This is a genomic window from Rhizobium sp. ARZ01, from assembly GCF_014851675.1.
Classification (GTDB): domain Bacteria; phylum Pseudomonadota; class Alphaproteobacteria; order Rhizobiales; family Rhizobiaceae; genus Mycoplana.
In genome coordinates this window covers 197,292-208,996 of the sequence record NZ_JACVAE010000003.1, presented here as the reverse complement: position 1 = coordinate 208,996, position 11,705 = coordinate 197,292, and the positions used below count along the sequence as shown (strand labels likewise).

13 protein-coding genes are annotated in these 11,705 nt (G+C 63.2%); 4 read left to right on the top strand and 9 right to left on the bottom strand.

Annotated features, from left to right (window positions below; translation table 11 throughout):
* Nucleotides 1–58 precede the first annotated feature (58 nt).
* Nucleotides 59–757, bottom strand: a complete 699-nt coding sequence (locus tag IB238_RS18400) for a phosphatase PAP2 family protein (protein WP_192250268.1) — start codon at nt 755–757, stop codon at nt 59–61.
* Between the two features lie 121 nt (nt 758–878).
* Nucleotides 879–1,991 (bottom strand): 3-isopropylmalate dehydrogenase, encoded by a 1,113-nt coding sequence (gene leuB, locus IB238_RS18395; RefSeq protein ID WP_192250265.1) that lies wholly within the window; start codon nt 1,989–1,991, stop codon nt 879–881.
* A gap of 550 nt (nt 1,992–2,541) precedes the next feature.
* On the opposite strand from leuB, the gene IB238_RS18390 reads away from it, so the two are divergent.
* Nucleotides 2,542–2,958 (top strand): cupin domain-containing protein, encoded by a 417-nt coding sequence (locus IB238_RS18390; protein ID WP_192250262.1) that lies wholly within the window; start codon nt 2,542–2,544, stop codon nt 2,956–2,958.
* Nucleotides 2,959–2,962: 4 nt separating this feature from the next.
* Here the strand turns inward: IB238_RS18390 and IB238_RS18385 are convergent, their stop codons facing one another.
* From IB238_RS18385 to IB238_RS18370, 4 genes are all read right to left on the bottom strand, one after another.
* Nucleotides 2,963–3,397: a metallopeptidase family protein gene (locus IB238_RS18385; RefSeq protein ID WP_192250259.1), complete on the bottom strand. Its 435-nt coding sequence runs from the start codon at nt 3,395–3,397 to the stop codon at nt 2,963–2,965.
* Nucleotides 3,398–4,058: 661 nt separating this feature from the next.
* On the bottom strand, nt 4,059–4,439 hold the full coding sequence (locus IB238_RS18380; RefSeq protein WP_192250256.1) for a RidA family protein: 381 nt from the start codon (nt 4,437–4,439) through the stop codon (nt 4,059–4,061).
* A gap of 13 nt (nt 4,440–4,452) precedes the next feature.
* On the bottom strand, nt 4,453–5,058 hold the full coding sequence (gene leuD / locus IB238_RS18375; protein WP_192250253.1) for a 3-isopropylmalate dehydratase small subunit: 606 nt from the start codon (nt 5,056–5,058) through the stop codon (nt 4,453–4,455).
* Nucleotides 5,059–5,214: 156 nt separating this feature from the next.
* Nucleotides 5,215–5,463, bottom strand: a complete 249-nt coding sequence (locus IB238_RS18370; RefSeq protein WP_192250251.1) for a hypothetical protein — start codon at nt 5,461–5,463, stop codon at nt 5,215–5,217.
* 146 nt (nt 5,464–5,609) lie between these two features.
* On the opposite strand from IB238_RS18370, the gene IB238_RS18365 reads away from it, so the two are divergent.
* Both IB238_RS18365 and IB238_RS18360 read left to right on the top strand, forming a co-directional pair.
* Nucleotides 5,610–6,521, top strand: a complete 912-nt coding sequence (locus IB238_RS18365) for a CoA ester lyase (RefSeq protein ID WP_192250248.1) — start codon at nt 5,610–5,612, stop codon at nt 6,519–6,521.
* Nucleotides 6,518–6,724 carry a DUF1737 domain-containing protein gene (locus IB238_RS18360; RefSeq protein ID WP_192250245.1) on the top strand — a complete coding sequence of 69 codons (207 nt, stop codon included), beginning with the start codon at nt 6,518–6,520 and terminating at the stop codon, nt 6,722–6,724. The genes IB238_RS18365 and IB238_RS18360 overlap by 4 nt, the downstream gene beginning before the upstream one ends.
* Here the strand turns inward: IB238_RS18360 and IB238_RS18355 are convergent.
* The 3 genes from IB238_RS18355 to IB238_RS18345 all read right to left on the bottom strand — a co-directional run bounded on the left by IB238_RS18355 (nt 6,705) and on the right by IB238_RS18345 (nt 10,474).
* Nucleotides 6,705–8,075 (bottom strand): HAMP domain-containing sensor histidine kinase, encoded by a 1,371-nt coding sequence (locus IB238_RS18355; RefSeq protein ID WP_192250242.1) that lies wholly within the window; start codon nt 8,073–8,075, stop codon nt 6,705–6,707. The genes IB238_RS18360 and IB238_RS18355 overlap by 20 nt on opposite strands.
* A complete protein-coding gene (locus IB238_RS18350) occupies nt 8,072–8,734 on the bottom strand; it encodes a response regulator transcription factor (RefSeq protein WP_192250239.1) in 663 nt (220 codons plus the stop codon). Before IB238_RS18350 ends, IB238_RS18355 begins: the two co-directional genes overlap by 4 nt.
* Before the next feature lie 96 nt (nt 8,735–8,830).
* Nucleotides 8,831–10,474 carry a phosphoethanolamine--lipid A transferase gene (locus tag IB238_RS18345; RefSeq protein WP_246723720.1) on the bottom strand — a complete coding sequence of 548 codons (1,644 nt, stop codon included), beginning with the start codon at nt 10,472–10,474 and terminating at the stop codon, nt 8,831–8,833.
* 243 nt (nt 10,475–10,717) lie between these two features.
* Here IB238_RS18345 and IB238_RS18340 point away from each other — a divergent pair, with 243 nt between their 5' ends.
* On the top strand, nt 10,718–11,704 hold the full coding sequence (locus IB238_RS18340) for a BMP family protein (protein ID WP_192250236.1): 987 nt from the start codon (nt 10,718–10,720) through the stop codon (nt 11,702–11,704).
* Nucleotide 11,705: the final 1 nt, after the last annotated feature.

The window sequence follows — 11,705 nt, the reverse complement described above, 5'->3', positions numbered from 1 at the left end:
ACGAGTGGTTCATGGCAACCGGCGCGTGGCAACACGCGCCGGTTTTCGTTTCTGCAGGTCACACCTGGCGCGTCTCCTCGCCAAGCATCTTCGGTTGCGGCCAGCCGGCGGCATCGAGCCGGAACAGCATGTTCCAGCGCGCAAACAAGAACGCCGTCATCACGGCACACCAGAGCCCAACCAGAAGCCCGGCCGCGACATCGCTCGGATAATGTGCGCCGACGATGACGCGCGAAACGCCGATCAAAAGAGCCCCGGCGAGGAACAGCGGCCGGAATCTCGGTGCCAGCATGGCGAACGCACCGAAGAACGAACCGACGGCTGCCGAATGACCGGAAGGAAAGCTTTGAAACAGGTTGTTGCCCGTCCAGGGCGAGAGGCTATAGGCGCCGAGTTCGGCGAAGAGTTCCGGACGCGCCCGCCCGACCAGCCCCTTGAGTAAATTCACAAGCGCACTGGCGCCGGCAATCGTCACGAAGAAATAAGAAAACAGCCGCCAGGCCGTCCTTGCGCGCGCGGCCGACTCCGCACTGAGGCTTGCGCGATGCACGACCAGGGAAACAATCGCGAGACCACCGGAACCATAGATCATCCAGCGAAACCTCCCGAAGTCGGTGATCCTGCTATTGAAGTGCACGATGCTGGCCGGCAATCGCTGCGCGGCCTGCGACAGGTACGGATCGAGCGGGATCAGCGCCGTGACGAGCGTCACGGTCAGGACAATGATCCAGACACTGAATGTGGTTGGTCGCTTCATGCGTGCTCCCATTTGACTGAGCTAGACGATGTGAGCGGAGCAGCTGGAATTTCAAGTCGACACATACAAAAACGCCTCCGGAACGGTCCGGAGGCGACGGGGTTCGAAAGTCTATCGCCGGTCAGGCGGAAAGCGCCTTGAACTCGGCAAGGATCGCATCGCCCATCTCGGTCGTGCCGACCCGCGTAGCGCCCTCGGCCATGATGTCGCCGGTGCGGATGCCGCGGTCGAGAACGTTGGCGATCGCCTTTTCCAGGTCGTCCGCTTCCTTCACCATGTTGAAGGAGTAGCGCAGGCACATGGCGAACGAGGCGATCATGGCGATCGGGTTGGCGATGCCCTTGCCGGCAATGTCGGGGGCGGAGCCGTGCACAGGCTCGTAGAGCGCCTTGCGCTTGCCGGTCTTCGGATCCGGCGCACCGAGCGAGGCCGACGGCAGCATGCCGAGCGAGCCGGTCAGCATGGCGGCAACGTCAGACAGCATGTCGCCGAACAGGTTGTCGGTGACGATCACGTCGAACTGTTTTGGCGCACGAACCAGTTGCATGCCGCCGGCGTCGGCGAGCATGTGCTCGAGCTGCACGTCGGAATAGGCGCGCTTGTGCGTCTCGGTCACGACCTGGTTCCACAACACGCCGGACTTCATGACGTTGCGCTTTTCCATCGAGCAGACGCGATTGTTGCGGGTGCGGGCCAGCTCGAAGGCGACGCCGGCGATGCGCTCGATCTCGTAGGTATCGTAGACCTGCGTGTCGATGCCGCGCTTCTGGCCATTGCCGAGGTCGATGATCTCCTTCGGCTCGCCGAAATAGACGCCGCCGGTCAGCTCGCGCACGATCAGGATGTCGAGGCCCTCGACCAGCTCGGCCTTAAGCGAAGAGGCGTTGGCAAGCGCCGGGTAGCAGATCGCCGGGCGCAGGTTGGCAAACAGCTTAAGGTCCTTGCGCAGGCGCAGCAGGCCGGCTTCGGGGCGCACTTCGTAAGGAACAGCGTCCCACTTCGGGCCGCCGACGGCACCAAACAGCACCGCATCGGCGTCAAGCGCCTTCTGCATGTCGCCTTCCGAGATCGCGGCACCATGGGCGTCATAAGCCGAACCGCCGACGAGGCCTTCGTCGGTGACGAAGCCGGCACCCTTCTCGGCGTTCATGTAGGCGATGATCTTGCGGACTTCCGCCATGGCTTCCGGGCCGATGCCGTCGCCGGGCAGAAGGAGGAGGTTGCGCACAGTCATGGGATTGTCCTTGTCGAAATGCCCGAGGATAGGCGGGTTCGCGGATAGGCGGGTTCGCGGGGTTCTTAGCGCAACTTCCATGCAAGGAAAATCGCCGCGGCGAAAGATTTTTGCGCGGCGTTCCGGCGGCTCTGTCACCGCGGAAACAGGTTTACCCTCCGCATTGTGCGATCAAGGTGGTGTAGAGCCGGAAAAGAGAAACCGGCTGAACCCAGGTCGGAGGACTTGAAATGTATCAGTACATACAGGCCGTCCTCGCCGCGATCCGTTCGGCGATCGATGCGCTCATCTTCCAGCGCCGCCCACCGCCAGGCTGGGGCTGATGCCCATAATCTGCGACGGCTGTCCATTGGACCGCCGCGAGCCGAAAACCGTGTTGTGGGCGAACCCGTCGCCGACCGGCGTCGCCTAGCCCAGATCCCTTCAGAAACTCGGACGCCTCCCACGTCCGGGTTTCTCCAGCAGCGTCACCACGCCCGGCCTTCCCGTCCGACCGTTTCCGTAGCAGGATGGCGCGTTGCCGTTCCGCAGCGAAGGAGGAGAAGGTACCATGATGATCGAGCCCTGCGGCAGCCGTCCGTCGGTTACCCCCTCACCCGACTATTTCACCGGCCGAGTCCGCCTGGATCCGATCATCGAAACCCCGGCGCCCGCCCGCCTGCGCGCAGCCAGCGTCACCTTCGAACCGGGCGCAAGGACCGCCTGGCACACGCATCCGCTTGGCCAGACATTGATTGTCACTGCGGGTCGGGGGCTCGCGCAAAGCTGGGGTCACCCCCGGCGGGTGATCCGTGCCGGAGACATCGTCTGGTTCGAGCCGGGCGAAAAACACTGGCATGGCGCCGCACCCGAAGCGGCCATGACCCATATCGCGCTGCAGGAAGCATTGGACGGCAACACAGTGGACTGGCTGGAACACGTCTCAGACGAGCAATACGCCGGCAAGAAGATGATGCCCGGCGAATGACAGGTTACCCAGCCGCGAGATCCGCGCTGGCCTCGATCCGTTCCATGTCGTCGTCGGAGAGGCCGAAATGGTGGCCGATCTCGTGGATCAGCACGTGGGTGACGATGTCGCCCAGCGTTTCCTCGTTCTCGGCCCAGTAATCGAGGATCGGGCGGCGGTAGAGCATGATGCGGTTCGGCATCTCGCCCGTTTCCATCGTGAAACGCTCGGAAATGCCGCGCCCCTCGAACAGGCCGAGCAGGTCGAAGGGTGTCTCCAGCGCCATGTCCTCGAACACATCGTCGCTCGGAAAGTCGGCGATCTCGATGATCAGGTTGCCGGTCAGCGCGCGAAACTCTTCCGGCAGATGACTATAGGCTTCCATCGCCAGCGATTCGAACGTGCTGATCGAGGGGGCATGGCGGTTTTGCCATTCTTCTGTCTGGTCGATGCGGGCCATGAGCACTCCTTTTATTGTCATATAGCACTTCGTGCAGGCTTTTCGAGTGACGAATTCGTTAGTGCGCCCGCGCGGGGCATGGAGCGGACGAAGCGCCCCGGCAACGGGGATATTCAGGTCAGCACCTTGTCCGTCTTGCCTACCCGTTCGAAATGCATGAGTGGGTTATCGAATTGTTATGTTTGACTTTTCAAGAGCCCTCATAAGGCCGTGTCTTGAGGCTTTCCGGATTTTTGCCCATCGAACGTCCACATGCGCCGCTCCAATGCGAGAATGCCCATCGTCCCGTCAACGGATACACCGCGAGACGTCGCGGCGAGACGGGACCGGCGCCTGGTGCAGGGAAGGGACCGTACGTCCCTGCATCGGGGGCTTGCGAGACAGGTCCCCTCTGGTGACGGCGGGTTTTCCCGAGTTGCGCACCGGACGTGCCCGTGGGGTGGCACACATGGCCCCGCCCTTGACCGGCGGGAGCAGCAGAGGACCAAGTTCGCGGGCAAAAACCGCCGAACAGGGCACTGAGAGGTGCTACACAATTGTACTTTGATGAGGCAGCTTTCAGTGCCCCGTCTAAGTAAAGCTTGTCGCCATGGGCGGAAAACCGCCGCGTGGGCGATCGTGCATGTCCGGCTCTTTGACAAGGTTAGTGGGTATTCTCGGTTCAGCGCTGGCGCAGCGCCGTGACTTCGATCTCGATCAGCATCTCGGGCTTGATCAGATCGCAGACGATCATCGTCGCGGCGGGACGGATCTCGCCGAAGGCTTCGCCCAGGATCGGGAAGACGATGTCGGCGAAGGACGCATCGGTAACATAGTAGTGGCAGCGCACGACATCGCTGAGCGCGAACCCGCCCTCTTCCATCGCCTTGCGGATCGTCGAGAGGCAGTTGCGCGTCTGCTCCTCCACCGTCTCCGGCATCGTCATCGTGGCGTAGTCATAGCCAGTCGTGCCGGAAACGAAGCACCAGTCGCCCTGAACCACCGCCCGCGAATAGCCGGCGGTGCGTTCGAAGGGGGATCCGGAGGAGATCAGCTTACGCATATCGCGCCAGACCTCAGGCCCAGGGACGGGTGGCAGCCGTGGACTTCTCGAAACTGTCGATCGCGGCCGACTTTTCCAGGGTCAGGCCGATATCGTCGAGGCCGTTCAGCAGGCAGTGCCGGCGGAAGGCGTCGATTTCGAAGGCGATACGGCCGCCGTCCGGACCGGTGATTTCCTGCGCCTCGAGATCGACGGTCAGCACGGCGTTCGAGCCGCGGCTGGCATCGTCCATCAGCTTCTCGAGGTTCTCGGGGCTGACGACGATCGGCAGGATGCCGTTCTTGAAGCAGTTGTTATAGAAGATGTCGGCGAACGAGGTCGAGATGACGCAGCGGATGCCGAAGTCGAGCAGCGCCCAGGGGGCGTGTTCGCGCGACGAGCCGCAGCCGAAATTGTCGCCGGCAACCAGGATGGAAGCGTTCTGGTAGGCGGGCTTGTTCAGCACGAAATCCGGGTTCGGCGAGCCGTCCTCGTTGAAGCGCGCCTCCGCGAAGAGACCCGTGCCGAGACCGGTGCGCTTGATGGTCTTCAGGTAGTCCTTCGGGATGATCATGTCCGTGTCGATATTGACGACGGGCAGTGGCGCGGCGACGCCGGTCAGCTTGACGAACTTGTCCATGACGTAAACCTCGATTGCGATGCTTAATCGTTCCGGGCCTGCGTTTAGATCAGTTTCGCCGGGAAATGAAGGAGAATCTTGTGCTGCGTGCAGATCGACCGGCCACACGAATGCCTGCAGGGCGCCGATGTGAACCGCTCGGCGGCCCGTAATCCGTCAGAGGTCGATGATCGTACCGCGGCCGTCGTTCCAGACGCGCGGCTCGCGCTGCCCCGGCTTGTTTGCGCGGGCATAGACCTTGGCCCGCACGGGCGCCGGTTGCAGCCTGGCCGAGACCCAGCTGCCGAGCATCACGACCGAAGCGATACCGGCCAGCGCCAGGCCGAGCGAAGCGGCGAAGACGAAGGTCGCGGCGGCAATGACGATTGCGATGGCAGCAAGGAAAATGGAGCGGATGCTTTGCATGATTGACCCTTTCTCTGCGACGAATGTGGGCAGTGAATGTGTTCATTACAAGGCTCCATCTGGGACCACTCTGTCGCACCCGTGGCAGTAGCGCATGATGCGCGAGGACGCTTGCCCATTGTCGCAAAGCGAGGCAGAAAGCAGCCATGAACACACTGACCCATCGCCACCCCCTCCGCCTGCGCCGGTCGCTGCTGAGCGTGCCCGCCAGCAACGTTCGCGCGTTGGAGAAATCGTCGTCGCTCGCCTGCGACGGTGTCATCTTCGACCTGGAGGATTCGGTCGCGCCGGAGAAGAAAACCGAGGCGCGTGAAGCGCTCAAGCAGCACTTCGCCGGACTGGATCGCACGTCGGGTCAGGAACGCATCATCCGCATCAACGCCCTTTCCAGCAGCGATGGCCCGGACGATCTGGAAGCGGTTCTCGCCTGCGCACCGGATGCGGTGTTGCTGCCAAAGGTGTCCGAGCCGCAGGACATCCTCGCCGTATCCGACTGGCTGAGCGATCATGGGGCCGACGACGGCCCGCGCCTGTGGGCGATGATCGAGACGCCGGCCGCGATCCTGAACCTTGCGGAAATCGCCGAGATCGGGCGGACCAGCGGCGGCAGGCTCGACTGCCTGGTGCTCGGGCTTAACGACCTGCGCCTTGCCACCGGCATCGCCGATGTCCCCGGCCGGCCCTATCTCGTGCCGCTGCTGATCCAGGCGATCGTCGCCGCCCGTGCTTCCGGCCTCGACGTGATCGACAGTGTCTTCAACGGCTTCACCGACCTCGAGCCGCTTGCCGCCGAATGCGAGCAGGGTCGGCAGATGGGCTTTGACGGCAAGATGCTGATCCATCCGGCCCAGATCGAACCGGCCAACCGCGCCTATGGCGTCCCCGATGCGGCTGCCGCCGAGGCCCGCGCCGTTGCCGCAGCCTTCGCGCTGCCGGAGAACCAAGGCAAGGGTGCCATCAACCTCAACGGCCGCATGGTCGAACTTCTCCACCTCGACCAGGCGAAGCGGCTGCTCGCCAAGGCCGACCTCATCGCGAAGAAAGAACGCACCACATGAAAGTCTACCGCTTCCTCGCCGGCCCCGACGACGCCTCCTTCTGTCACAAGGTGACACTGGCGCTGAACAAGGGCTGGTCGCTGCACGGGTCGCCGACTTACGCCTACAATGCCGAGACGAAGCAGATGCAGTGCGGCCAGGCAGTCGTGAAAGAAGTCGAGGGCAAGGAGTACACGCCGGACATCAAGCTGTCCGAGCAGTGATTTCAACAGGCGGATCCGGTTCGAACCGGATCCGCGCCTCCAGCCCCGCCGGCAGCCCTTCGGGCGGGGACAGGAGCTCAAGCCGCGCATGCATCTGCGTAAGCAGCCGCTCGGCGATGGAAATGCCAAGCCCCGAGCCGGAGGCCGACGTCCGGCCGCGGCCGAAGCGCTTGCGGATCATTTCCAGCTCCCAGTCCGCGAGCACATGCCCGTCGTTGATGATCCTCACGGTGCCGTCCCGCTCAAGCCGGATGTCCACCGGCGCATCTGCGCAACCGTGGACCAGCGCATTCTCGATCAGATTGCGCAACGCAATCGCAAAGCCGTCCTCGCTGGCCGGACGCCGCAGTGATGCGCCTTCGGCCCGGTGGAATCGCAACCGGCCAGCGACCTCCGGATCACGCTGGAAATCGAGGACGACCAGTTCCAGCACGCGTGCCAGGTCGACCGGCGTCTCCACCGCGCCGACCCCCGCCTCGGCCCTTGCCAGCTGCAGCAGTTTTTCCGCCAGGTGGCTGAGATTGGTCAGCGAGGTCTCGACCTGGCGTGCGCGGGCTTTTTTCGGGCCGCTCGCAAGCTCGTCGATCAGTACCTGGGTCTGCGCCAGCGCCCCGGCGATCGGCGTCCTAAGTTCATGGGCGCTGTTGGCCGTAAATTCCCGCTCCGCATCCAGTGCGGCTTTCAGCCGGCTCAGCAGCAGGTTGACGGAGCGCACGATCGGCAACAGTTCGCGCGGCATCCCCTCGCGTGCGATCACCGTGAGGTTGCCGCTGTCCTTGCTGGCAATCGCCTGGCGCAGCGTGTCGACGGGCGCGATCGTCCGGCGCGCGATGTACCAGACAAGCGCGATGCTGGCCGGGACGAGCAACAGCACCGGCAGGAGAAGGGCCATGGCGCCTTCGATCAGCGCCTCGCGCCGGTTGGCAAGCGCGTCGGCGACCTGCAGATACAGCCCGCTGTCGCCGGCGGGTGTCGCCGTATAGAAGCGGTAGGTTGCGTCACGCCAGAAGCCGCTCTTCAGCGGCGCATCGAACGGCGTCATCGGCGCGTCATGGGAGCGCAAGAGGACATCGCCGCGCTCGTTACGCAACTGGTAGGTCAGATATTCCCTGCCGGATGCGGGTATCACGACATGGTAGTTGTCACTCGCTCCGCTTTCGTCGTTTTGCGCAATGTCGTCGACGACAAGCACCAGCAAGCGTTCCGCCGTTTCTTGAAGCGCGCTGTCGAAGATCTCGCTGAACTCGTCCTGCATGACCATGACGCCGAGCGCGGTCGCGAGAAGCCAGAAACCGGTCAGCGCTGCAGCCAGCGACAGCGTCAGCCGACGGGTGATGCTTGGCTCCCTCATGCCTGCATACCGAGCCGGTAGCCGACCCCGCGGACGGTCAGGATATAGTCGTGCCCGACCTTCTTGCGCACACGGCTGACATAGACCTCCACCGTGTTGCTTTCGATCTCCGAGCCGAAGGCGTAGAGGGCTTCCTCGATCTGCCCCTTGGAAACGATGGCGCCGGGACGGGCGAGCAACACGTCGAGCACGGCCCATTCCCGGCCAGACAGCGCGATTTCGCCGCCATTGCGGACGATGCGGCGGTCGGCCTGGCCGATCTCCAGATCGCCAAGGCGTATCATGGGAGACGCATTGCCGCCGTACCGGCGTGCCACCGCCAGCATCCTGGCGGACAGCTCACCAAGATTGAAAGGCTTCACCAGATAGTCGTCCGCACCGCTGTTGAGCCCCTCGATTCGGTCGGAGATCTGGTCATGCGCTGTCAGGATGATCACCGGCGTGCCGTTGTTCGCCTCGCGCAACCCCTTCAGGAACGCGATTCCGCTCCCATCGGGAAGGCGCAGGTCCAGCAGGACAAGGCCATAATTGACCGCCTTGATGGCGACCTTGGCGTCCTCGAGCTTCCGTGCCCAGTCCACCGCATGCCCGCCCGCGGCAACGTAGTCGCGAACGGCTTCGCCCAATATCGCATCATCTTCGATCAACAGTACACGCACGCCGCGCCCTTCCCGAAACGCACCATAGCGCGCCCTATGATCCTGGCCCAGACTATATCGGGCGCGGTCCCGTCGTCCATGTGGTCCAGTTCGCCTTCAGCTCGAGCGGGCAGGCCGACAGCTTGAAAGCACGTCGAGCGCCGGATCGTAGACAGTCGTCGCCACGGACATCAATCCCAGCACCGTGTGGAACAGATTGTCGTGCGACGCCGGCTCGTTGGCGCGCTGTTGCAGGCAGGCCTTGTCCATAGAGGTCCCGGCCCGGGCACCGAGCCAAAGAACGAATGGAACATGCGTCTGCTGCTTCGGCGCGATCAGGTAGGGTGCGCCATGCAGGTAGAGACCGCTTTCGCCAAGGGACTCGCCGTGATCCGACATATAGATCATCGACCCGTCCAGTCGGTCCTCGCGCCTTTTCAGCTCATCGATGATCGTCGACAGGACATGATCGGTGTAGGCGATGGTGTTGTCGTAGGCGTTGATGAGTTCCTCGTCGGTGCAGTTGGCAATTTCCGGCGTGCGGCAATCCGGCTTGAACCGCCGGTAGGCCTCCGGATAGCGCTCAAAGTAGGACGGGCCGTGGCTACCGAGCTGATGGATGACGAGGACAGTGTCCTTATTCACGCCGTCGAGCCAGGGCACGAGGCGATCGAGCAGGATGCCATCCTGGCATTCGCCGTCCGTGCAAAAGCGCGGATCCGGTTCGTTCGGAAAGTAGCGATAGGCCACGCGGTCGGCCACACCCTTGCTGCCGGTGTTGTTGTCCCACCACGCGGCCGCAAGCCCCGCATGGGACAGGACATCGAGAAGGTTCTCGGTCTCCAGGCCCTTGCGGTGGCTAAAGTCGTCACGGCCATAGACGGAGAACATGCAGGGCAGCGACACGGCCGTTGCCGTTCCGCAGCTTGTCGTTTGCGAAAAATAGGTGATATCGCGCGCCGTCAGTTCCGGATTGGTCGGGCGCGGATAGCCGCCGAGCGAGAAATTGTCGGCACGCGCGGTCTCGCCGGCGACGACTACCAGCACCCGCGGCTTGCGCCCCGCGTCGGAAACCACATGCGCATCGGCCCCAAGCGTCTTTACGACGATGTCCTTCTCATTGCCGTTACTTGCCGCATAGCGAATGACGTTGACGATCGGTGCGACCGGATTGAGGCTTGCGAGCCAGTCGCGATGCTCGCGGCTCGTGGTGATGAGCAGCCGCATCTGCATCGATGCTGCGACCGCGGCGATCAGCAGTAGTGGCACCACGAAGGCAGTGTTCCGGCGGGCCTTGGCAAAAAAGGGCCGATGGTCGACCCGCACCCAGAGGATCAGCATCGAGGGAAGGAGACCGAGCGCAAAGATATGCCAGGCGAAGGCCGGCGTGATCAGGTTGCTTGCCTCCGCCCGGGTCGTCTCGGCAGCGTTCCGGATCATCTCTACATCCAGGAGCACGCCGAAACGGTCCATGAACCAGGAGGCGACGGCACTGGTGAGAACCAAAAAGATGAACAGCGGCTTGGTCAGGAACCGCATGGATAAGGAGATGCAGATGACGGAAAAAAGCGCAGCCAGCCCTAGCGCCAAAGCCGCCCTGGCCCCCACCGTTCCGCTGAAATAGATCGACGTCTTTGCCCAAAAGCTCTGGTTCGCGGTTGCCAGCACAAACAGCGCGACTGCAAAGCTCAAGGAAATGGAGCCGATCGCCGGTCGCAATCTAGGCCCGCTCTGTGCCACGCTGTCCATCAAAGTTGCCATCGGGTTACCTGTCGATCCGCGCGTCATCGGCGGATAAACCTATGCTCCGGACAGTCCGCTTCCGCCGCGGCAGAAACTGCCGGGCGATGCTGACAACAGCCTGAACGCGAACTGCCCCGAGCCGCCATGCTGCGGCGCGAAAGCGGTTCATGACCGTTTCGTGTGCATGTCCCGCGCTTGACTCGTTTTTGTGCGAATCCTATTGCTTTTTGAACCATTTGGTCGATCGAAAGGGAACGAAACATGACGAACAGCCTCCTGATTAAACGTCGTACCATGCTTGCCGGTGGTCTCGTTCTCGGTGCCAGCGCGTTCCTGCCGCAGGCGCGCGCGCAGGCGCCACTGAAGGTTGCAGGCATCCATGCATCGCCGGTTGAAAACGCCTGGAATTCGCGCCTGCACGAGGCGCTGCAGGCGGCGGCGAAGGACGGCGTGATCGAGTACACGTTCTCGGAAGGCGTTTCCGGCACCGACTATCCGCGCGCCATGCGCGAATATGCCGAGCAGGGCAACAAGCTGATCGTCGGCGAATCCTATGCGGTGGAGCGCGAGGCACGGCAGGTGGCGGCGGACTACCCGGACACCGCCTTCCTGATGGGCTCGAGCGGCGAGGCCGCGGGCGACAATTTCGGCGTCTTCGGCACCTGGAACCACGACGGCGCCTATCTTGCCGGCATGCTGGCCGGCAAGATGACGAAATCCGGCGTTGTCGGCTCGGTCGGCGCGATCCCGATCCCGGAAGTCAACATGCTGATCAACGCGTTTGCGGCCGGCGTGAAGGAAGTGAACCCTGACGCCAAGCACCTGGTCTCCTTTATCGGTACCTTCTTCGACCCGCCGAAGGCGCGCGAGGCGGGTCTTGCCCAGATTGACGCCGGCGCCGACATCCTGTTCGGCGAGCGCATCGGCACCGCCGACGCCGCCAAGGAGCGCGGCATCAAGGCGGTCGGTTCGCTGCTCGACTATACGCCGCGTTATCCGGATACCGTCTTTGCCAACGCGATGTGGTATTTCCGACCGATCCTCGACGCGGCCGTGGCCGATGTGAATGCCGGCAAGCCGGCTGGCAAGAGCTACACGGCCTTCGGCCTGATGAAGAACGGCGGCAGCGACATCGTCTACGTCAAGGGCGTGGCGCCTGCTGACGCGGAAGCGGCGATGGAGGCCAAGCGTGCCGAAATCAAGGCCGGCAAGTTCGAAGTGCCGATCATGATGGACGAGCCGAAGTAAG